We start from the raw sequence: 23479 nt of genomic DNA on the forward strand, positions 1-23479 counted from the left end.
AAAGAATGGCGAAAGATTATGACCTTGTCATCCTCGGAGGAGGAACAGGCGGATATGTAGCAGCAATACGTGCATCACAACTTGGTATGCAGGTTGCTGTTGTAGAAAAGGGAGAACTTGGAGGAACATGTTTACATCGTGGATGTATCCCATCTAAGGCGTTGTTACGAAGTGCCGAAGTATTTAAGCAGACTAAAGAAGCAAGTGAGTATGGTGTAGACACAAATGATACAACCCTAAATTTTGTGAAAGTACAAGAACGAAAAGATAGCATTGTAAAAAATCTACATCAAGGTGTACAAGGACTTATGAAAAAAGGGAAAATTGATGTATATGAAGGATTCGGCCGTATTCTGGGTCCTAGTATTTTCTCGCCAATGCCTGGGACAATTTCAATTGAGTATGAGAACGGTGACGAGAATACAATGATTGTACCTAAGAATGTATTGGTTGCAACGGGTTCAAAACCTAAGTCACTTCCAGGATTAGATATTGATGGCGAAATTGTGATGACTTCTGATGAGGCTTTACATATGGAAGAATTACCGGCTTCAATCATCATAGTTGGTGGTGGGGTAATTGGTATAGAATGGGCCTCCATGTTAGCAGATTTTGGTGTCAAGGTCACTGTAGTTGAATTTCTTGACCAGATTTTACCAACTGAAGATGGGGCAATTGCGAAAGAAGTGGAGAAACTGTTAAAGCATAAAGGGATCACTTTTGTTAAAAGCGCAAAAGTATTACCTGACACACTCCAAAAAGAAAAAGGCGTAACAGTTGATGCTGAAATCAATGGCAAAAATGAAACATTTGAAGCTGATAAGATGCTTGTATCTGTTGGTCGTGAAGCGAACACAACGAATATCGGTTTAGAAAATACAGATATTGTTGTTGAAAAAGGAGTAATTAAAACAAATAAACATTACCAAACAAAAGAATCACATATTTATGCTATTGGTGATGTGATTGGTGGTATGCAATTAGCGCATGTTGCATCACATGAAGGAATTATTGCTGTTGAACATATGGCTGACAAGAATCCATTGCCTATGGATTATGACAATGTCCCAACATGTATTTATTCCAATCCGGAAGTTGCAAGTGTGGGGTTAACCGAGAAACAAGCAAAAGAAAAAGGACTTGAAGTTAAAGTTGGCAAGTTTCCTTTTAAAGCAATCGGAAAAGCATTAGTCCATGGGGAATCAGATGGCTTTGTAAAAGTAATTGCTGATAAAAATAATGAAGACTTAATAGGCGTGCACATGATTGGTCCACATGTCACCGACATGATATCAGAAGCGGGACTGGCAAAAGTTCTTGATGCAGCTTCATGGGAAGTTGCTCACACCATTCATCCGCATCCGACACTTTCTGAAGTAATGGGTGAAGCAGCACTAGCAGTTGATGGAAAGCAAATACACGGATAAATCCGAAAAGGAGGGAATCATTATGGCTAAAAATCGCCATGAATCATTGGGTTTAACCAATGACCAAGTTATAGACATGTATAAAACTATGCTTCTAGCTCGAAAAATTGATGAGCGCATGTGGTTATTAAATCGTGCTGGTAAAATTCCTTTTGTAATTTCCTGTCAAGGTCAGGAGGCAGCGCAAGTAGGAGCATCTTTTGCATTAAACCGTGAAATGGATTATGTTGCACCATATTATCGTGACATGGGAGTCGTGCTGGCTTTTGGAATGACTGCCAAGGAGTTAATGCTCTCAGCTTTCGCCAAAGCAGAAGATCCAAATTCAGGTGGACGTCAAATGCCAGGACATTTTGGTCAAAAGAAAAATAGAATTCTATCAGGATCTTCACCTGTAACAACACAACTCCCGCATGCGGTTGGGATAGCACTTGCTGCAAAGATGGAAAAGAAAGATATCGTATCACTAGTTACTTTAGGTGAAGGTTCATCAAATCAAGGGGACTTTCATGAGGGTTTAAATTTTGCCGGAGTTCATAAGTTACCAGTTATAACGATGGTTGAAAATAATAAATATGCTATTTCGGTTCCTATGGAAAGACAAATAGCGAGTGAAAAGGTTTCTGATCGTGCTCAAGGGTATGGCATGCCAGGTTTAACAGTGGATGGTAATGATCCTTTGGCTGTGTATGAAGCTGTCCATGAAGCAAGAGAACGTGCCACCAAGGGCGAAGGATCAACATTAATAGAAGCAGTGTCTTACCGATTAACTGCCCACTCAAGTGATGATGATGATAGTCAATACCGCGAGAGTGAAGAGGTAGAAGAGGCAAAGAAAAAAGACTCACTTATTACCTTTGCTGCTTATTTAAAAGAGGAAGGTATACTTACAGAAGAATTAGAAAAAGAAATCAATGAAGAACTCGTTGAAATTGTAAATGAAGCAACAGACTACGCGGAAGATGCAGCCTATGCAGAAGCCGAATCAGCATTAAAATATGTATATGAAGAGTAGGGAGGGAAGATTAAAATGCCAGTAATGTCGTATATTCAAGCAGTTACAGCTGCATTAACCGAAGAAATGAGACGTGATGAAAAAGTTTTTGTTTTAGGGGAAGATGTAGGTAAAAAAGGTGGGGTGTTTGGCGCGACCAAAGGATTATATGATGAATTTGGAGATTACCGTGTTTTGGACACACCGCTAGCGGAATCTGCAATTGCGGGTGTAGGCATCGGTGCTTCTATGTATGGAATGCGTCCGGTTGCCGAGATGCAGTTTGCCGATTTTATAATGCCAGCAGTTAACCAAATTATTTCGGAAGCGGCAAAAATGCGTTACCGTTCAAATAATGATTGGAATGTGCCGATGACGATTCGCGCTCCATACGGTGGTGGCGTTCATGGCGCATTGTACCATTCACAATCAGTAGAGGCTGTGTTTGCTAATCAGCCTGGGCTAAAAATTGTCATGCCATCAACACCATATGATGTAAAAGGTTTATTGAAAGCAGCAATTCGAGATAATGATCCAGTTTTATTTTTTGAACATAAACGTGCCTACCGTCTGCTAAAAGGGGAAGTTCCAGAAGATGACTATGTACTGCCAATCGGTAAAGCCGATGTAAAAAGAGAAGGCTCTGACGTTACAGTTATAACTTATGGGTTATCTGTACATTTTGCCCTTCAAGCTGCAGAAAAGCTGGAAGAAGAAGGCGTTGACGCACATATCCTTGATTTAAGAACTGTCTATCCACTAGATAAAGAAGCAATTATTGAAGCAGCTAGAAAAACTGGGAAAGTATTGCTAATTACGGAGGATAATAAAGAAGGTAGTATTATCGGTGAAGTAGCAGCTATTATCGCAGAGAACTGTTTGTTTGACCTGGATGCACCTGTACAGCGTCTAGCTGGACCGGATGTACCTTCAATGCCGTACGCACCAACAATGGAGAAGTATTTTATGATTAACCCGGATAAAGTTGAAAAAGCAATACGTGAACTAGCAGAATTTTAAAATCAAATAAACTCTTCATAATTATATTTTAAACGGATAAAAGGAGGGACCTATTATGGCTTCTGAAAAAATCAATATGCCGCAGCTTGGTGAAAGTGTAACAGAGGGTACAATAAGTTCGTGGCTTGTTGGTGCCGGCGATAAAGTAAACAAATATGATCCTATTGCCGAAGTAATGACAGATAAAGTAAATGCTGAAGTACCATCATCTTTTACAGGTACGATTAAAGAACTGATAGCACAAGAAGGGGATACCATTGAAGTAGGCGAATTGATGTGTTATATCGAGACAGAAGGCGGTTCATCTTCTGATACAGGTTCAGAATCTAAGTCCACCAATGAAAAACAAGAAACGGCTAAAGAAGAAGAGCCATCTGAAGATCAATCAATGAAGAAACGATACTCACCAGCTGTGCTACGAATGGCGCAGGAAAATGATATTGATCTTAATCAAGTTAATGGATCTGGCCGAGGTGGAAGAATTACGAGGAAAGATATTGAAAAAGTCATTGCTTCAGGAGAAGTTCCGAAAGCAGATGAATCGAAAAGTGATTCAAAAGCTGCTCCAGTACAAAAACAGGAATCAAGGCAAAAATCAGCACCTGCTCCACAGCCAACAACACAAGCAGGTGACATTGAAATTCCTGTTACTGGTGTACGAAAGGCAATTGCACAAAACATGGTACGTTCCACACAGGAAATTCCGCACGCATGGATGACTGTTGAAGCAGATGTTACTGAACTCGTTAACTTTAGAGGAAAAGTTAAAGATGAATTTAAGCAAAAAGAAGGTTATAGCCTTACTTTCTTTGCGTTTTTCGTAAAAGCAGTTGCTCAGGCACTGAAAGAATATCCTCAGCTTAATAGTACGTGGGCTGAAGATAAGATCATTCAACGTAAGGACATTAATTTATCGATCGCTGTTGCAAAAGACCAAGAACTTTTTGTGCCGGTTATTAAAAACGCAGATGAGAAAAGCATTAAAGGCATTGCGAAGGATATTTATGAGTTGGCAATGAAGGCCCGTTCCGGAAAACTGACATCAGATGATATGAAAGGCGGGACATTCACTGTCAACAATACTGGGTCATTTGGATCAATTCATTCCATGGGCGTCATTAATCACCCACAGGCAGCAATTTTACAGGTTGAATCGATTGTTAAACGGCCAGTCATTATTAATGATATGTTTGCTGCCCGTGATATGGTAAATCTGTCATTATCACTTGACCATCGAATATTAGATGGGCTGGTTTGTGGGCAATTTCTAGCAAGAGTAAAAGAAATATTGGAAAATACCAATAAAGAAACAACGAATGTATACTAGGAAGTTATTTGAATTGAAATCTAACAATAAAATTGATAAGCTGATTATAGTTAAACTATAATTACTCTTTAAAGGGGATGGATGTTCATATGGATTTTAACTTATTCATGAACGACGTTGTAGATGCAGCGCGTAAAGACATAAAAGAAGCAGGTTACGAGGAGTTACATACTCCTGGATCGGTTGATGAAGTAATGAAACGACAGGGATCCACATTAGTAATGGTTAATTCAACTTGTGGATGTGCTGGAGGGGTGGCTCGCCCTGCAGCAGCAAATGCAATTCATTACGATAAGAGACCTGAACATTTAGTTACTGTTTTCGCAGGACAAGATCGTGAAGCGACTGAAAAAGCTAGAGAGTATTTTGAGGGGTACCCACCTTCATCACCATCATTTGCTTTATTAAAAGATGGTAAAATAGTTACGATGTTAGAGCGCCATGATATAGAAGGCTATAGCGCGGTAGATGTTATAGGCAAGCTTCAACATGTTTTTGATGAACACTGTGAAGAAATATAGAATAAACTAGTTTTACTAGTTGTGATGAGGCTGTCTCAGTGAAAAAGGGTCAGTCTCATTTTTTTAGCAGTTAAGAAAGTATAAATTTTTTCTTACTGCATAAGTGCAACTAAGGTATTCACTATTAAGCCTTAGCAAATGTCTGGTTTTTCTAAGATTAATTTATAGTGTACTCATTCCGCATCAAAGGAGATTTTATCGTGAAAATTGGCTCTCGGACAATCAAGACAGCAATTGGTACTCCTATTGCTATTTCGATTGCTCAATTATTGGGTTTAACGAATTTTGTGTCCGCTGGTATATTAACCATTTTATGTATTCAGCCTTCCAGAAAGCGATCTGTATTAAGTGCATGGCATCGGTTTTTAGCATGTGTAACAGCCAGTATATTCGCTATTATATTTTTTGAGTTACTAGGTTATAATCCAATTGTTGTTGGTGTGATGCTCGCCTGCTTTATACCAGTAACTGTTTTACTTAAGGTAACTCCAGGAATTGCAACTAGTTCAGTTATTATTTTGAACTTATATAGTTCGGCAGGAATTTCATTATCTTTTTTAACAGACCAATTATTATTGATAATTGTCGGAATAGGTACAGGATTGCTTGTTAATTTATACATGCCTAGTCTGGAGAAAAACCTTAATCAAAAACAAGAGGAGCTTGAACATAATTTTCAAGCTATTTTGTTTGAAATTGCTTTATACATACGGGATAAAAATGATAAATGGGATGGAGAAGAACTTACAATTTGTGAGAATTTATTACAAGAAGCTGAGAATTTGGTATCCTTGGATAAAGAAAATCATTTATTACGCAGTAGGCATCCATATCATGATTATTTCACCATGCGCAGGAAACAGTTTGATCTGCTTCAAAAAATGCTTCCCTTGGTCAGCAGACTACCAAATACGGATTCAATCTCAATAAAAATAGCAGACTTTTTTGAAAAACTGTCCAATGCTGTGCATCCAGGCAATACTGCTATTATTTATTTAGATGAACTTAAGAGGTTACGTGAGAATTTTAATGCAGAAGATCTTCCTGAAACACGGGAAGAATTTGAGACCCGAGCAAATTTGTTTCGATTGCTTCATGAAATAGAAGATTATTTATTACTTAAGAAAAAGTTCAAATCGAGTGATGTTTCTGAACGAAATAAAATAAAAAAGACTGGAACAGTTTAATCCAGTCTTTCATTTTAGCAGTTAAAATATTTTTAAGCGGTTAGGTTCGCCTTCATGAAAATACCATAATGATAAGCCATGTTTTTTATAAAAACATTACTAGTCCGGTTGTTAGTGAAGATAAAACCATTGCAATAATCATTATATAAATTATAATTTTCATTTTACGTTCACGCTTTGAACTTTTTCTTGTTACTTGTTTTTGATTTTTAGCCAATCTTAATCCTCCTTCAATTCCATTTCCTAATTGTATTTTATCGTTAATTATGGGATTGGACAAGTGCTATAATATATAAATGTGTTTAATAAATCAAAATGGGGGTCTTTTTTATATGAGTGATGAAAAATTCCAAGCTTCACAGGAAAGCTGGAAAAAGTCTGTTGATAGAACTTTAGAACGTTTCCCGGAAAGAAAGGATAGATTTAAAACATCTTCAGATATCAATGTTGAACGATTATATTTTCCAGATAATGATAACGATTATGAAAATAAATTAGGTTATCCAGGTACATATCCATTTACAAGAGGAATTCAGCCAACAATGTATCGTAGCAGGTTTTGGACAATGCGACAATATGCTGGATTTGGCTCAGCTGAAGAAACTAATAAACGATTCCGTTATTTATTAGATCAGGGTCAAACCGGACTTTCAGTAGCCTTTGACTTACCGACACAAATTGGATATGACTCTGATGATGTTATGGCGGAAGGTGAAGTAGGAAAAGTTGGTGTGGCAATTGATTCATTACAGGATATGGAAAGATTGCTTGATCAAATCCCGCTTGATAAAGTAAGTACATCAATGACGATTAATGCTCCTGCATCTGTTTTACTATGCATGTATATTGCAGTAGGAGAAAAGCAAGGTGTTCCATTGGAGAAACTAACTGGAACGATTCAAAATGATATCCTGAAAGAGTACATTGCTCGGGGAACGTATATTTTTCCACCAAAACCGTCGATGCGCCTAATCACCAACATTTTTGAATACTGTCAGCAAAGTGTGCCGAAGTTCAATACCATTAGCATTTCCGGATATCATATTCGTGAGGCGGGTTCTACAGCTGTACAAGAAGCCGCGTTTACCATTGCAAATGGAATGGCATATGTCGACGCTGCTTTGGAATCCGGTCTCGACATTGATGCGTTTGCACCAAGACTTGCTTTTTTCTTTAATGCTCACAACAATTTCTTTGAAGAGGCTGCAAAGTTCCGTGCAGCAAGAAGAATTTGGGCTAAAATCATGAAGGAACATTACCAAGCTAAGGATCCGAAAAGCTGGAAGATGCGTTTTCATACACAAACCGGAGGGTCAACTCTAACAGCCCAGCAGCCAGATAACAATATTGTTCGTGTGACGATGCAAGCGCTTGCTGCTGTACTTGGGGGTACACAAAGCTTGCATACTAATTCTCGTGATGAAGCATTATCACTGCCTACTGAAGAATCTGCACGAATTGCGCTTCGAACACAACAAATAATTGCAAATGAAAGCGGAGTAGCAGATACTGTTGATCCACTTGCTGGTTCCTATTACGTAGAAGAACTTACCGATCAAATCGAAAAGGATGTGGAAGCCTATTTGGATCGCATACGTGATATAGGTGGGGCTGTTCAAGCTGTTGAAGAAGGATTCATGCAACGTGAAATACAGCAAAAAGCATACGAAACACAAAAAAATATTGAAAGAGAAGAGGAAATTATTGTTGGCTTAAACAAGTATAAGGTTGAGGAAGAAGTGAATCCAGATTTACTTAAAGTAGATGAAGCACTTGAACAAGCACAAATACAATATATGAATTCTATTCGTCAGCAACGTGATCAGAAAGCAGTAGATTATTCGTTAGAAGCGATAAAAGAAAATGCAAAAGACAGCAATGCCAATTTGATCCCATTTATTTTAGAAGCAGTTAAGGTATATGCAACAATTGGAGAAATCTGCAATGTATTACGTGGTGAATTTGGTGAATATACAGGAATCTAAGAGGGGGAGAGTCAGATGGGAAAAATACGTGTTTTAATTGCAAAGCCTGGGTTGGATGGTCATGATCGTGGCGCATTAGTTATTGCTCAAGCTTTACGTGATCATGGCATGGAGGTTATTTATACGGGACTGCGACAATCCCCGGTACAAATAGCACAAGCAGCAATTCAGGAAGATGTGGATGTTATCGGTTTATCTTCTTTATCCGGTGCGCATAAAACGTTGTTTCCAAAAGTAATGGAAGCACTAAGAGAACGTAATGCGAGCGATATACCAGTTGTTGGAGGCGGAGTTATTCCGGCAGAGGATATTCCGTATTTGCTTGATCAAGGGGTAAATAAGATTTTTACAAGTGGTTCTTCAACCGAAGTTTTAGCAACCTACATCCAACAGCTTATCGATCCGGAATCAGCTTTTATAACTCCTCCCAGAAAAATCGCTCATATCGGAATTGCTGTAAATAAAATTGATGATGTACTCTCATTTTATACAGAAATGCTTGGCCTTGAGCTTGAGGGTGTAGAAACTGTGGAATCTGAAGGTGTTAAGGTAGCATTTTTGAAGATTGGTGAATCGCGTATTGAGCTGCTGGAGCCAATAAAAGAATCATCTCCAATAAAACAATTTCTTACTAAAAAGGGAGAAGGCATCCATCATATTGCATTGGAAGTAGACAATATTGATGAAAGACTTAATTCCTTTAAATCAAAGGGGATTCCACTGATCAACAGTGAAGCGAAGCAAGGTGCTCATGATAGCCAAATTGCTTTTATTCATCCAAAAGCAGCAAATGGGGTACTTTTTGAAATGTGTCAGCATCCAGAAGGAAGTGAGAAATAATGGATATTTTTGATAAAATAAACGAACTGTACGATAAACGACGACAGGTTGAACTTGGCGGTGGCGATGAGCGAATTGATAAACAGCATGATAAGGGAAAACTCACCGCAAGAGAACGAATAGATTATTTACTTGATAAGGGGTCATTTGTCGAGCTAAATCCATTTATGGAACATCGGGAAACTGATTTTGGTATGAATAATTCAACCGCAAACGGTGAAGGTGTTGTAACAGGCTATGGAAAAATAAATGGACGGGCTATCTACTTATTTGCACAGGATTTCACCGTATATGGTGGAGCTTTGGGCGAAATGCATGGCAAGAAAATTGCAGCTGTAATGGATCTTGCTGCTAAAAATGGTGTTCCTTTTATCGGTTTAAACGATTCAGGTGGCGCTCGTATTCAAGAAGGTGTATCATCGCTTGATGGTTATGGTCAGGTCTTTTACCGAAATTCCATTTATTCAGGTGTTATACCACAAATTTCAGTTATTATGGGTCCAAGTGCGGGAGGTGCAGTGTATTCGCCAGCGATAACAGACTTTGTCATTATGGTAGAAAAAACTTCACAAATGTTTATAACAGGTCCTAAGGTAATTGGAACTGTTACTGGTGAACAGATCTCGTCAGAAGAACTTGGCGGGGCCCATGTACATAATGCAAAGAGCGGAAATGCACATATTAAAGCGGAAAATGAAGAACAGGCTCTAGATGCTGTTAAAGATTTAGTACAGTATTTACCTGCTAATAATGAGGAAAAACCCCCATTAGCTGAGACTGAACTGAACGATGAATCACGTCCTGATTTAACTGATATTGTGCCTTTTAATTCTACACGGCCCTATGATGTAAAGCGTGTGATTGAGCAGGTTGTTGATTCAGATAGCTTCTATGAAATCCATAAAGATTTTGCTAAAAATATTGTTGTAGGATTCGCACGTGTTAATGGCCAAACAATTGGGCTTGTATGCAATCAGCCAAAATACTTAGCAGGTGGTTTAGATATTGATTCAAGCGATAAAGCAGCAAGATTTATCCGGTTCTGTGATTCATTTAATATTGCATTAATTACCTTCGAGGATGTAACAGGATTTTTCCCGGGTGTAAAACAAGAACATGGCGGTATAATCAGGCATGGCGCAAAAATTCTTTATGCATATTCAGAAGCAACTGTTCCAAAAATTACAGTGATTACACGTAAAGCCTTTGGTGGCGCTTATGTAGCGTTGAACAGTAAATCGATTGGAGCAGATTTGGTTTATGCATGGCCAAATGCTGAAATAGCAGTTATGGGGCCAGAAGGTGCTGCCAATATTATATTTGCAAAGGAAATAGCCGATAGTGAGAATCCAGAACAAACTCGCCAGGAAAAAATTCATACATACCGTGAAAAATTTGCTAATCCTTATGTTGCTGCGGGACTTGGTATGATTGACGATGTAATTGACCCAAGAGAAACTAGAGTTAAATTAATTCAAGCATTAGAGATGCTTTATAACAAACAGGAAGAACGCCCAAAGAAAAAGCATGGTAATATCCCGCTGTAATAAAGATTAGGAGGAACGATTTATGACATCCATCAATAAAGACAGAGTGATCAATCAATTTCTGGAACTCGTTCAAATTGATTCCGAAACGAAACATGAAACGAAAATTGCTGAAGTACTAACAAAAATGTTTACTGATTTAGGTTTAGATGTAGTAGAAGACGATAGTAAAAATGAAACTGGTCATGGGGCAGGTAACTTGGTTTGTACGCTGAAAGGAAATAAAGAAGGTGTAGACCCAATTTACTTCACTTCTCACATGGACACTGTGGTCCCTGGTACTGGAATTAAGCCATCAATTGAAGATGGTTATATTAGATCTGATGGTTCAACCATTTTGGGTGCTGACGATAAAGCCGGTTTAGCCGCAATCCTGGAAACCATCCGGATACTAAAAGAAAATAATATCAAACACGGTGATGTTCAGTTTGTCATAACAGTAGGCGAGGAATCAGGTCTTGTCGGTGCTAAAGCTTTAGATGGATCACTTCTAAATGCAAAGTATGGTTATGCAATAGACAGCAATGGAACTGTAGGTGATATTATTGTCGCAGCACCAACCCAAGCTAAATTATTTACTGTAATGAAAGGCAAAACTGCACACGCTGGAGTTGCCCCCGAAAAGGGTGTTTCTGCGATTACGCTTGCAGCTAAAGCTATTTCCAAAATGCCTCTTGGCCGGATTGACGATGATACAACTGCGAATATTGGACGCTTTGAAGGTGGTAAGCAAACGAATATTGTTTGTGATCATGTAGAAATCCTAGCTGAAGCAAGATCACTGATTCCTGCTAGAATGGAAGAACAGGTTGCGAAAATGAAAGATGCATTTGAGAGTACAGCTAAAGAATACGGTGGAAGTGCTGATGTCAAAGTGAAAATTATGTATCCTGGTTTTAAGCATGAAGCAGGAGATAAAGTTGTGGAAGTTGCCAGAAATGCAGCAAAAACAATCGGTCGTGACAGCAGCCTAAAGAAAAGCGGTGGCGGAAGTGATGCAAATATAATTGCTGGACTTGGAATTCCTACTGTGAATCTGGCAGTTGGTTATGAAGAGATTCATACAACCAATGAACGTATCCCTGTAGATGAATTAGTCAAAATTACAGAACTAGTCACTGCAATCGTACAGGAAGTTTCAAACAAGTAAGTAATTATGATGAAGACCTCTTTTAACAAAAGGGGTCTTTTTTGGCAGTTAAGAAAGTATAAATCCTTTCTTACTGCATAAGTGCAACTAAGGCTTATCTATATTAGGGCTTGGCGATAAGCCAAGTTTTCTAATAGTATGATATAATATTGGTGCAAACAACAGTTCTAAAAGGATGTAATATGTATGTCACAATGGTATCCAAAAAAAGGCCGCGTTATTTTTCATTTAGATATGAACTCATTTTATGCTTCAGTTGAAATGGCCTATAACCCAAAACTAAAAGGTAAGCCTGTAGCAATTGCCGGGAATCCTGAACAACGTAAGGGGATAATTGTGACAAGCAGCTATGAGGCCAGAGCCAAAGGTGTAAAGACAACAATGCAGTTATGGCAGGCTAAAAAGCTGTGTCCGGAATTAATCGTTTTACGTCCGAATTTTGAACGTTACCGTACGGCATCAAAGGAAATGTTTAAAATGCTTGCAGAAATAACACCGTTTGTGCAGCCTGTTTCGATTGATGAAGGTTATATGGATATAACCGAGAGTGAACATCACGGAACTCCTATTGAGATTGCTCAAAACTTGCAGAAAAAAATTCATCATGAGTTAGATCTTCCATGCAGTATTGGAATTGCACCAAATAAATTTTTAGCAAAGATGGCATCCGATATGAAAAAGCCATTAGGAATTACAATTCTGCGGAAACGGGATCTATCCCATAAACTTTGGCCACTTCCAATTGAAGAAATGTATGGTGTTGGTGAAAAAACCGCTGAAAAATTACGCGCAATTGATGTCAAAACAATTGGTGATCTGGCAAAAGGGGATGTTTATCAACTGAAACGTGTGCTGGGGATAAACGGAGAACGATTAAAAAATAGAGCGAACGGTATTGATACTCGTCCTGTTGATCCAGAGGCAATCCATGAATTTAAAAGCATAGGCAGTTCACAAACCCTACCGGAAGACACTACGAATGAAGCTGAAATACGTAACCTCATGCACCAACTGACGGATAATGTCGAACGGCGAATGAAACGCAAACAAGCTGCTGGTCGCAGTGTTCAGATTATGATTCGCTATTATGATCATAAAACAATCACTAGAAGTAAAAAATTGCAGGGTTATATTGACAAAAAGGAAGATATACTTCACATTGCCAACGAATTATTTCAAAAGCACTGGAATTTGGACCCTATTCGCTTGCTTGGCATTACGGTTCAGGACGTTGATGAAAAGCAAAATATCGCCAAACAGCTTGATTTATTTACGTATGAAGAAGAAGCAGGGAAGGAAAAATTATATGCTGTTATTGATGAGCTATCTCAAAAGTATGGGAAGAATCCTTTTAAGCAGTTGCAGAATGAAGATAAGGGTGAACAACCCCGGACAAGCTTTCAAAAAGACTTTTTGGATGACTACAAGCGATAAAATCATGTTTTCTATGTGGACTTGAAATCAAGTTAACAAGGTGAACTACGTTTGAAATTCCGATTTGGAAGTTAATGATAAATCTGAAATATATATAAAATATACGTTTCAAACCAAGAATGGAACATTCCTGACAGGAATCTTCCATTTTTGGTTTTCCTTCCTTCTAGAAGTCATATTTATTTTCAGGATTATTATATTTTTTTGTATTTAGTTACTATAATAACCATTATTATGATGACAAAATATTAGATTGGTATTATGGGTATAATGGAGGGGCATATCTATGTACAATTTCCGAATGATGCGCAAGCGGATAGAACTATTTATTGTAGTGTACGTGATTTTAATGTGATTTATGGTGTGAATTCAGCGGAATGTGAATCACATAAACCAAACCAGTGAAGTGGATCGTGGTTCCGCTAAATGGGTTGAAAAAGCCGTCTTAGAAGATTGAATCGGTTCCTGGTTCCGTTATTTACCCAATTACAATGAAAAATTTGGCTGAAAAGGGTAAATAGCGGAATAAGGATTACATAACACGATCAAAATAGACGTTTTTAAGGAAATAACGGAATGAGAATCCGCCAAATCAGTGCGCTAGCCTGTCTAGTGAATAAATACACTTAAACACCTATCAATTGCTTTAATTTAACAGGGAAAATTATATGATTATAGGTGAGACTTAACTTGAGATTTATTGTTTTGCATCTCACAAGTGAACCCATTATTACAACGGTGCAATTATTAATTTAAATGTATGATAGGAAGAGGGTCCAAATAATAGACCGGTCTTCCTTTTCATGAAGCCACACGCTTATTCTTTTATTTCATAATTTTTTTCACTAGCGAATGAGCAATTTTACTTCCTGGATAGCGTAACGGAAGATCAAACATGGTTGTTTGCTTTAGCACACTCTTATTATGTGAAAATGTGTTAAAGCCGTACTTACCATGATAAACTCCTATTCCACTATTCCCAACACCACCAAATGGAAGGTGTGGATTAGCGAGATGATAAAGTGTATCGTTAATACATCCGCCGCCAAAGGATACATTTTTTAGTATGCTTTGTTGAGATTTTTCTTTTTCTCCAAAATAATAGAGTGCTAGCGGTTTATCCATATGTTTTAGTTTTGAAATGACATCATCAAGTTCGGTAAATGTTAGCATCGGTAAAAGCGGACCAAATATTTCTTCCTGCATAATCGAATGATCCCAGGTGATATTGTCTAATATAGTTGGCTCAATGGATAGCTTCTCTTCATCTACACTACCACCATACACGATTTCACCATCAGATAGGAATGCTTGCAATCTATTAAAATGTTGCTTGTGAACAATTCGAGTATAATCATCATTTAGAAGGGGGTTCTTACTGTAAAGTGCTTTGATATGCTTTTTCATCGCTTTTAACAGTTTTGGTTTTACCTTTTCATGAACATACAGATAATCTGGTGCAACACAGGTTTGACCTGCATTTGTGAATTTTCCCCACACAATCCGTTTTGCGGCAAGATCAATATTTACGTCTTTATCAATTATAGCTGGACTTTTCCCACCCAATTCCAATGTTACTGGTGTTAGATGTTTACTCGCTTGCTGCATAACAATTTTACCAACTGCTGAACTGCCAGTGAAAAAGATGTAATCAAAGTGTTGTTCCAATAACTGCTGACTGGCTTCTTTTGCACCTTCAACTACTGTGAAAAATGAATGATCAAAGGTATCACCGATCATTTCTGCAAGCAATGAAGATGTTGATTGTGTAAACTCGGACGGTTTTAACACAACAGTATTCCCAGCTGCAATCGCACCTATGGCTGGACCAATTGCTAACTGCAGTGGATAATTCCATGGTGCGATAACCAGTGTTACTCCATAAGGTTCCTTGTAAATATAATTATTCGTTCCTTTGTGGGTAATTGGCGCATCAGCTTTTTCCGGTTCCATCCAGTCTTTAAGATTCTTAACTGCGAAATCAATTTCCGCGTAGAGAAAACCAAGTTCGGTTGTTAAAGTCTCATGTTCGGATTTATTCAGGTCATCCTTCAATGCCTGATAAATTTTTTGTTCATTATTTTTTAGCATACGCTTTAAAGCTTTTAACTGATTTTTACGGAAAGAATAGTCCAACGATTCTCCACTTTGAAAAAAATCCTGTTGGTTGTCCACTAGTTTTTTAATATTTTCCATGTAAAGCACTCCTTTTATCTAGAATTTACCGTGACCTTATAAAAGTCATAAGCAAGTTCTGTGTTCGGAAAAATCTCTTGCGCCTGTTCTGCAAGTTTATCATAATCCTCTTTTTGATAGCGTGAGGATATATGAGTTAATACAAGCTGTTTAACATGGGCTTCTTTTGCAAGGGAGGCAGCTTGTTTAGTTGTAGTATGAAAGTATTGCTGTGCTAAATCTGCTTTCGATTCATCGAATGTTGCCTCATGTACAAGTACATCCGAATTTTCTGCAAATGTTTTAAATTGAGGTGTTGTCCGCGTATCGCCAAGAACTGTTATAATACGTCCTTTTTTGTCGGGACCAAGAAACTTAGGGCGATGAATAATCTGTCCTCCTTTTGTTTTAACTATATCATTTTCTTTTATCTGCTGATAAACAGGACCTGGATCAATTCCTAAATCTTTTAACTTTTCCACCAACAGTTCTCCGGGTTTATCCTTTTCTTCAATGCGAAAACCATAACTTGTTACTCCATGATCCAGCTCTTTTGAGGAGACAATTACTTGTTCATTTTCAAAGACTACACCTTCTGTTATTTCTACAATGGAAAGTGGGTAGGTTAAATGTGTCCCGCTCACTCTAAGACATGTTTCCACATATTCTTTAATTCCATGAGGTCCATATATAGTCAGTAGTCCGTCTCCACCCTGAAAGGATCTGCTGCTTAACAGACCTGGAAGACCATAAATGTGGTCTCCGTGCATATGTGTGATGAAAATTTTATTAATTTTGCGCGGTTTAATCGACGTTCGGAGTATTTGGTGCTGTGTCGACTCTCCGCAATCAAACAGCCATATGCTATTTTGCTCTTGTAATAAGGTTAATGCCATTGAAGATACGTTTCGGTCTTTTGACGGAACACCTGAACCTGTACCAAGAAATATTATCTCCATGTTAGTTCCAGCCTCGTTCGTATTGTTTTATTGGTTCTAGTGAGTGACCGATTTCATCAGCAGCTGTCTTTGCCCAATATGGATTTCGTAATAAAGCTCGGGCTACAAATACAAGATCTGCACGATCGTTCTGCACTATTTCTTCAGCTTGAATGCCACTTGTAATTAGTCCGACTGCCCCTGTAGCTACAGATGTTTCTTGTTTAATGGTCTCACACCGCTTGATCTGATAACCTGGATAAGGTGAAATAGAGGCTTGAACTACTCCGCCGGAACTGCAATCAATTAAATCTATGCCTTGTTGTTTCATTTGTTTTGAGTAGTACAGAATGTTTTCCAGTGTGTTTCCTTGTTCGTTATATTCATCAGTAGATATCCGAACAAATAAAGGTCCGTTCCAAATGGATTTGATACTATCAATAATTTGAGATAAGAAGCGATAACGATTCTCTGGACCACCACCATATTCATCCTCACGCTTGTTTGTTAATGGAGAAAGGAATTGATTAATTAAATATCCGTGTGCCGCGTGAATTTCTATGATGTCAAAATTTGCTTCCTTCGCTCGTTTTGCTCCACTTTTAAAAGCTTCAATTGTCTCTTTTATGTCTTCAATGGTCATTTCAGTTGGTGTTTTGGATGATTCATTAAATGCTAGTGCAGAAGGAGCATATATTGCTGAATCAAGTCTTGCTTTCCTTCCGGCATGTGCTAGCTGAACACCAATAGCTGATCCATAGCTATGAATTTGCTCATTTAACCTCTTTAATCCATCAATATGGTCATCATGCCAGATACCTAAGTCTTCATGTGAAATGCGACCCTCTGGTTGAACAGCTGCCGCTTCCGTCATAATTAAACCAACCTGGCCGACAGCACGTGATATATAATGTGTTTCATGGAATGGAGTTATCTTTCCGTCTTGCTCCATGCACGAATACATACACATGGAAGACATGGTAATACGATTTTTTAGCGAAATTCCTTTAAAGTCAATTGGTGTAAATAGTTTGGTCATTATAATTTCCTCCTATTATATTACGTTGGTTTGTATTTAAATAGTTCTCGATACTGTAGCGCTTTGTGCGGAACATCTGTAAAAATACCATCACAGCCCAATTGGAAGCTGCGTGACATGTGTGCTGGTTTATTAATCGTATATACTCGAACAGCCATTTGTTCCTGATGACATTTATCAATAAATAGCTGATTTAGTAACCGGTATTTTATGTGTATTGCATTTGCACCTAAATCTTTCGTATATGATACCAGATTTTTTCTTCGCTTTGATGTTAACAGAGCTACACCAATGTTACCATTAAAGCGTTTCAGCCGTTCTATGCTGGTTGGATTAAAAGTTGACAATGTAGTATGATTTAATAATTGATAGTGTGATACCATTTCATAAACGATATTCTCAAGATTCTTATAATCTATTTTATTATTTTTTAACTCAATATTTAAACATAACGGCTTATTTTGAATCCAACCTAGAAATTCTTCCAATGAAATTATTGCAGATCCAGCGAATTTTAAAGAGAACCAAGAGCCCGCATCAAGCTGTTTTAATTGTTTAAAAGTATAATCTTTTATGTATCCAGTACTATTGGTTGTTCTTTTTACATGTTCATCATGGATCAATACTGGAACATTATCTTTTGTCAGGTGTACATCTGTTTCGATTCCTTCTGCACCTTGTTCATATGCTAGATTGAAGGCAGCCATTGTATTTTCAGGTGCTAAGGTACTGGCACCTCGATGTGCTATAATTTTAGTCATCAATTGTTTCACCTCTTGTTAAATTTTGTTTTATTTTTTGGGATAAGTCAATTTATTTATTTGAGGAGGAATTCTATGAAGAACTGGCAGACCAAAGAACAATTAACTGATTTGGTATGTTCACTTGTCAACCATCAAAGTGTTACAGGAAGTAATGCTGAAATTGCTATTGTAGAATATTTACAGCACTTATTAGCGGAAAAGCAGTATTTTCAAGATAACCCTAATCATTTAAAATTACATCCATTGGATGATGGAAGGCGACTTTTAACTGCATTGGTAAAAGGTAATAATTCATCTGAAACAGTGATACTGTTAAGCCATTTTGATGTTGTTGGTGTTGAGGATTACGGTTCATTACAAAACCTTGCATTTCACCCCAGGGAACTGACGAGAGAAATAAAGCATCTAAAAGAGGATTTGCCTGAAGCAGTGCAAAACGATTTCTCATCTGGAGAATGGCTATTTGGACGCGGCTCGATGGATATGAAAGCTGGACTCTCTTTGCATTTCTCCATGCTTGAAAAGGCAATAGATGGTGAGTTTGATGGCAATATATTATTGTTGAGTGTTCCTGATGAAGAGGTGAATTCACAAGGAATGTTAACCGCTTTGCCAGTTTTAAACCAATTAAAAGAAGAAGAAAATCTAACATACAATGCTTGCCTGAATGGAGAACCCATGTTTAGTAAATATCCAGGGGACCCTGCATATTATGTCTATACTGGTTCGATTGGAAAGGTTTTGCCCGGGTTTTACTGTTATGGAAAAGAATCCCACGTTGGTGAACCATTTGCAGGTCTGAATCCAAATTTAATGACAAGTTTCCTCTCGCAGCAGCTCGAATTAAATGAATCTTTTATTGAAAAAATAGAAGATGAGGTCACACCACCGCCTGTAAGCTTAATGCAACGTGACCTAAAGGAAAATTATTCTGTGCAGACACCTCATGCCGCAATCTCTATGTATAACGTATTGTATTTGAAACAAACGTTTAAGGAATTAAATGAAAAACTACTAACTGGTGCACAAACAGCTGCACGTGAAATTGAAGATTATGTTCATCATAAAGCAAATAAATTTGCCAGTATTGCCGATGACTTTTCAATGCCAGCATGGAATGTGAATGTGATGATGTATGAAGATTTGTATGCGGAGGCACTAAAACGCTATGGTGAGGAAGAAATAATTAGAATTCAAAATTTACTTGTAAGCCAGAGGGATAAAGGTGATCGTGACTTCTCCACGCTTTTGGTACAGGAATTGGCTGCAATGTGCAAGGACTTAGCACCCATGATTATATTATTTTACAGTCCGCCGTTCTATCCAGCAGTTTCTTCTTATAATGATCCTTATATAAAAGATGTGATGAATCACGTAAAAGAATATACGAATAAAAATTATCACATGGATTTAACTGTATCGGAGTTTTTTACTGGACTTTCAGATTTAAGTTATCTTGGTCCTGTTTCATCCAGAAGTAAACTGAATCAATTAACGACCAATATGCCACTGCAAAATAATGGGTTTGTTTTCCCGGAGGATATTATGGAGCAACTTACGATGCCTATATTGAATATTGGTCCTTTAGGAAAAGATCCCCATCAGTGGACGGAACGATTGGAATTAACTTATAGCTTTGAGTACTTGCCGTCCATTTTAACAGAGGCGATTCATCACTTATTTGAAAAAAACAGGAATTAATAGTGTGACTTTATCCTCTAAAAAGGATACAATAGGATAATAACTGAATGGTCATTCATTTTGGAGGATTTTAATTTATGAAAGTATTAGATAAAACAATCAGTCAATTAACAATACCGACACCTTTTGCAGTAGGTGACACTCATGTATACCTTCTAAAAGGGGAGACCCTTTCGCTTGTTGATGCAGGTGTTAAAACAAAAGAAGCCTGGGATGCATTAAAAATGCAGTTAAAAGAGCTGGGATATGCTCCTGGAGATATCGAACAAATTATTCTAACACATCATCATCCGGATCATATTGGATTAATTGAACAATTTCCCCGGGCTGAAAATATTGTAGCACATAAAAATGTAAATCCGTGGTTAACAAGGGATGAAGCTTTCTTTTCATATTATGAAGAATTTTTCAAGGACTTTTTTAACAAATGTGGAGTACCATCGAAATATAGTGCTGTTTTAAATAAGTTACGTGCACCGTTGAACTATGCTGGCCAGGGACAAGTAACCAAGGTAATTGACGAAGGAGATATTTTACCTGGTCATGAGGATTGGCAGGTCATTGAAACAAAGGGCCATGCCCAAAGTCATTTATCATTTTTTAGGGACAGCGATGGAGCGTTTATTGGCGGTGATCATCTTTTACATCATATTACCCCAAATCCGCTTCTTGAACCACCACAACAGGTTACGCAAGATCGACCTCGGCCAATGCTTCAGTATCGAACAAACCTAAATAAATGTCTGTCACTGGGGATTAAAACGGTATTCCCTGGACATGGAGATGTTTTTTCGGATATTGATGCGTTATTACCTGTTCAAATGGAAAAACAGGAGAAACGTGCAAATAATGTCTATAAGCTTTTAGTAGAAAAGACGCAAACGCCATTTGAACTTTGCAAGCAGATTTTTCCAAAACAATATGAAAAACAATTGGATTTGACAATCTCAGAAACGATTGGACAGCTAGATTATTTGGAAGACCAAGGCGTTGTTGGAAAAATGTTAAAAGATGGTGTCTATTACTATTATGCAGAATAAAGTTACAAATAAAAAAATTATAGTTACAGGTGCATCAAGTGGCATCGGAGAACGAATGTGCTGGCATATTGCTAAGCATGGTGGCACACCCATCATGCTTGCTCGCTCGATTGAGAAGTTGCAAAATCAGCAAAAGCTGATTAACCAGACTTTTGATATATCCAGTTATGTTTACCAAGTAGATTTGCTCAATGCAGATGAACTGGAAAAAGTAATCAGACAGGTTTTATCAGAACACACGCAAATTCATGGATTAATTAATAACGCTGGAGCAGGTGTCTTTGACTATGTCAGGGATATACAGTGGTTGGATGTGGAGCGCATGTTTCAATTGAATGTGTTTGCGTTAATGCGTGGAACCAAGCTTCTTTTGCCACACTTTTCACAGAATCAGGAAGGGCATTTTGTAAATATAGCGTCACAGGCTGGAAAGATTGCTACGCCAAAATCTTCTATATATGCATCAACCAAACATGCGGTACTTGGGTTTACTAATGCGCTTCGTCTGGAAATCTCTAGTAAAAATATCCATGTTACTGCAGTTAATCTTGGGCCTGTTCGAACGAATTTCTTCACAACAGCAGACCCAAGCGGGAACTACCAAAAGAGTGTTGAACGTTATATGCTTGACCCGGATAAGGTTGCCGACAATATTGTGAAGCATCTATTTACGAAAAAACGGGAAATAAATCTACCCTGGTGGATGGAGATGGGAAGTAAATTTTATCAGCTATTCCCACGGGCACTGGAAAAGAGTTTGAGAAAACAATTTAATCAAAAATAGAAGTGATTTTTGTTCGCAGTTAAGAAAGTGTAAATCCTGTCTTACTGCATAAGTGCAACTTTGGCTTATCTATTAAGGCTTGGCGATAAGCCAAGTTTTCTAAACTATTATGCTTGGTGCCCGCCAATTTTCTTACTTCTCCCAATGGTAATTCCAGCGTCAGTATAGCTGGTTGCTCGCAGTATTGCGGTCGATCCGTATTTATCACGGATTGAATCCATTACATAGCCAATATCCTTTTTCTTAGGCTTGTCATCAAATAAATCGAGCTGGGTTTCAGCATCATCATAAAGCTTATCCAGGGTCACATATACATGCCTAATGTCACTGTGTCCATCATAAAATTCATTATATAACTGCATGCAGATATCATAAATGTCCATTGTAGTATTTGTCGGAAGCGTAACAGATCTTGAACGGCTAAAGCCACCACCTGTTACTTTGGAATAGGAAACGCCAAGGTGAATGGTTCTCCCGACTTTACCCGCAGTTCTTGCTCTGCGGCACACCTCTTCGCAAAGGTCAAGAATACAAATCGCAACTTCTTCTCCGGAGTAATCACGTAATAAAGAGATCCCATGACCAAATCCTTTTTGTTCGGTTTTTGTAAAATTTCCAAAAACAGGGCTCAAATCAACACCCCAGGCATGCCAATAAAGCTGTTCTCCCATTATTCCAAAACGCTTCTTCAGATACTTTAACTCAGCGTTGGCAAGCTGCCCAAGATTGACAATCCCCATCCTATTAAGGTTCCGCTTCATTCTGCTGCCAATGCCCCATATCTTTTCTATAGGAAAAGGCCATAGTTTTTCTGTTACATCCTCATATTTACATTCAGCAATCCCAACTTGTTTAGCATGTAAATCCATAACTACTTTTGCCAGAAATTTATTATCACCTATACCAATTGAACAAGTGATACCGAAATTCTCCAGGATATCCTGTTTTATTAACCGTGCTACTTGCCACCGATCTCCAAATAGCTTTTCAAGCCCATTGACAGTAACCCAGACTTCATCAACAGAGTATTGATGGATAGCTTCTTTAGGCACATATTGATTAATAAGTTTAGTGATCTCCATGGAAACTTGAAGATAATCAGCCATATGTGCGGGAACGATGACAATTTTCGGATCTTTAGGCAGTTCAAAAAATCGGCTGACATTGCTGATACCGTGATTTTTCTTTAATGCCGGGGAGGCAGCTAAGACAATACTGCCCGGTCTATTTGGGTCCCCAACTACAGCAAGTTGAACCGTCATTGGGTCCAACCCTAACTTTATAGCTTCGACACTTGCATAAAATGAGCGCATATCGATACACAGGACATCGTTTCGCGGGTAATTAGAATAATCCACTGTATTTTCACCTCAATACTAAGAACATTTGTTCTCATTATATGTCACAAGACCTTATATTATCAATGGGAATTTATTCTTCCGGTGTTTATTTCTACGCTCTTTTCGTAATGACTTTAACCATCGCAGTTTATTTCTTTTGTGTCAAAAGCAGCAAACTTTTAACAAATAGCCTATTACTATAACTATAATCGTTTAAGGATAATAAAAAGTGTCATCAAAAAAATATTTTTTCTGATGACACTTTT

Annotated in this window: 20 protein-coding genes; 14 read left to right on the forward strand and 6 right to left on the reverse strand. The window is 37.9% G+C overall.

The features are described from left to right. The first annotated feature begins 5 nt into the window (after positions 1-5). The 6 genes from lpdA to BLS02_RS08765 all read left to right on the forward strand — a co-directional run bounded on the left by lpdA (position 6) and on the right by BLS02_RS08765 (position 6476). Entirely contained in the window at positions 6-1427 is a 1422-nt protein-coding gene (lpdA, locus tag BLS02_RS08740; RefSeq protein ID WP_092492623.1) for a dihydrolipoyl dehydrogenase, read from the forward strand. A gap of 22 nt (positions 1428-1449) precedes the next feature. Continuing rightward, positions 1450-2442, forward strand: coding sequence for a thiamine pyrophosphate-dependent dehydrogenase E1 component subunit alpha (locus BLS02_RS08745; protein ID WP_092492624.1), 993 nt, complete (start codon positions 1450-1452; stop codon positions 2440-2442). Positions 2443-2457: 15 nt separating this feature from the next. Further along, complete coding sequence (locus tag BLS02_RS08750) at positions 2458-3441, forward strand: alpha-ketoacid dehydrogenase subunit beta (RefSeq protein ID WP_092492625.1); 984 nt, start codon at positions 2458-2460, stop codon at positions 3439-3441. A 55-nt stretch (positions 3442-3496) separates the two neighbouring features. After that, positions 3497-4768, forward strand: coding sequence for a dihydrolipoamide acetyltransferase family protein (locus BLS02_RS08755; protein ID WP_092492626.1), 1272 nt, complete (start codon positions 3497-3499; stop codon positions 4766-4768). A gap of 89 nt (positions 4769-4857) precedes the next feature. Then, a complete protein-coding gene (locus BLS02_RS08760) occupies positions 4858-5289 on the forward strand; it encodes a BrxA/BrxB family bacilliredoxin (protein WP_092492627.1) in 432 nt (143 codons plus the stop codon). A gap of 200 nt (positions 5290-5489) precedes the next feature. Then, on the forward strand, positions 5490-6476 hold the full coding sequence (locus tag BLS02_RS08765) for an aromatic acid exporter family protein (RefSeq protein WP_092492628.1): 987 nt from the start codon (positions 5490-5492) through the stop codon (positions 6474-6476). An 85-nt stretch (positions 6477-6561) separates the two neighbouring features. Here BLS02_RS08765 and prli42 read toward each other — a convergent pair whose 3' ends face one another. Then, positions 6562-6693, reverse strand: coding sequence for a stressosome-associated protein Prli42 (gene prli42, locus BLS02_RS19175; RefSeq protein ID WP_245736063.1), 132 nt, complete (start codon positions 6691-6693; stop codon positions 6562-6564). Between the two features lie 115 nt (positions 6694-6808). Here prli42 and BLS02_RS08770 point away from each other — a divergent pair, with 115 nt between their 5' ends. From BLS02_RS08770 to BLS02_RS08790, 5 genes are all read left to right on the forward strand, one after another. Next, a complete protein-coding gene (locus BLS02_RS08770; protein WP_092492629.1) occupies positions 6809-8461 on the forward strand; it encodes an acyl-CoA mutase large subunit family protein in 1653 nt (550 codons plus the stop codon). Between the two features lie 15 nt (positions 8462-8476). Then, a complete protein-coding gene (gene mce, locus BLS02_RS08775) occupies positions 8477-9301 on the forward strand; it encodes a methylmalonyl-CoA epimerase (protein WP_092492630.1) in 825 nt (274 codons plus the stop codon). After that, positions 9301-10848 (forward strand): acyl-CoA carboxylase subunit beta, encoded by a 1548-nt coding sequence (locus tag BLS02_RS08780; protein WP_092492631.1) that lies wholly within the window; start codon positions 9301-9303, stop codon positions 10846-10848. Before mce ends, BLS02_RS08780 begins: the two co-directional genes overlap by 1 nt. A 22-nt stretch (positions 10849-10870) precedes the next feature. After that, positions 10871-11998, forward strand: a complete 1128-nt coding sequence (locus BLS02_RS08785; RefSeq protein ID WP_092492632.1) for a M20/M25/M40 family metallo-hydrolase — start codon at positions 10871-10873, stop codon at positions 11996-11998. A 186-nt stretch (positions 11999-12184) separates the two neighbouring features. Then, a complete protein-coding gene (locus BLS02_RS08790; protein ID WP_092492633.1) occupies positions 12185-13432 on the forward strand; it encodes a DNA polymerase IV in 1248 nt (415 codons plus the stop codon). Between the two features lie 825 nt (positions 13433-14257). Here BLS02_RS08790 and BLS02_RS08795 read toward each other — a convergent pair. Genes BLS02_RS08795 through BLS02_RS08810 form a run of 4 tightly spaced genes read right to left on the reverse strand, consistent with a single transcriptional unit; the run spans position 14258 to position 18345 of the window. Further along, on the reverse strand, positions 14258-15628 hold the full coding sequence (locus BLS02_RS08795) for an aldehyde dehydrogenase (protein ID WP_175559467.1): 1371 nt from the start codon (positions 15626-15628) through the stop codon (positions 14258-14260). A 14-nt stretch (positions 15629-15642) separates the two neighbouring features. After that, positions 15643-16566, reverse strand: coding sequence for a ribonuclease Z (gene rnz, locus BLS02_RS08800; protein WP_092492635.1), 924 nt, complete (start codon positions 16564-16566; stop codon positions 15643-15645). A gap of 1 nt (position 16567) precedes the next feature. Continuing rightward, positions 16568-17584: an NADPH dehydrogenase NamA gene (namA, locus tag BLS02_RS08805; protein WP_175559468.1), complete on the reverse strand. Its 1017-nt coding sequence runs from the start codon at positions 17582-17584 to the stop codon at positions 16568-16570. 20 nt (positions 17585-17604) lie between these two features. Continuing rightward, positions 17605-18345, reverse strand: coding sequence for a glycerophosphodiester phosphodiesterase (locus BLS02_RS08810; RefSeq protein WP_092492637.1), 741 nt, complete (start codon positions 18343-18345; stop codon positions 17605-17607). A gap of 75 nt (positions 18346-18420) precedes the next feature. Here BLS02_RS08810 and BLS02_RS08815 point away from each other — a divergent pair, with 75 nt between their 5' ends. From BLS02_RS08815 to BLS02_RS08825, 3 genes are all read left to right on the forward strand, one after another. Further along, on the forward strand, positions 18421-20049 hold the full coding sequence (locus BLS02_RS08815) for a M20/M25/M40 family metallo-hydrolase (protein ID WP_092492638.1): 1629 nt from the start codon (positions 18421-18423) through the stop codon (positions 20047-20049). Between the two features lie 77 nt (positions 20050-20126). Further along, a complete protein-coding gene (locus tag BLS02_RS08820) occupies positions 20127-21089 on the forward strand; it encodes an MBL fold metallo-hydrolase (RefSeq protein WP_092492639.1) in 963 nt (320 codons plus the stop codon). Further along, positions 21079-21873 (forward strand): SDR family NAD(P)-dependent oxidoreductase, encoded by a 795-nt coding sequence (locus BLS02_RS08825; RefSeq protein WP_092492640.1) that lies wholly within the window; start codon positions 21079-21081, stop codon positions 21871-21873. The genes BLS02_RS08820 and BLS02_RS08825 overlap by 11 nt, the downstream gene beginning before the upstream one ends. A gap of 107 nt (positions 21874-21980) precedes the next feature. Here BLS02_RS08825 and BLS02_RS08830 read toward each other — a convergent pair whose 3' ends face one another. After that, positions 21981-23231 carry a DNA polymerase IV gene (locus tag BLS02_RS08830; RefSeq protein ID WP_092492641.1) on the reverse strand — a complete coding sequence of 417 codons (1251 nt, stop codon included), beginning with the start codon at positions 23229-23231 and terminating at the stop codon, positions 21981-21983. Between the last annotated feature and the right edge of the window lie 248 nt (positions 23232-23479).

Source organism: Virgibacillus salinus (genome assembly GCF_900102415.1).
Taxonomy (GTDB): Bacteria; Bacillota; Bacilli; order Bacillales; family Amphibacillaceae; genus Lentibacillus; species Lentibacillus subterraneus.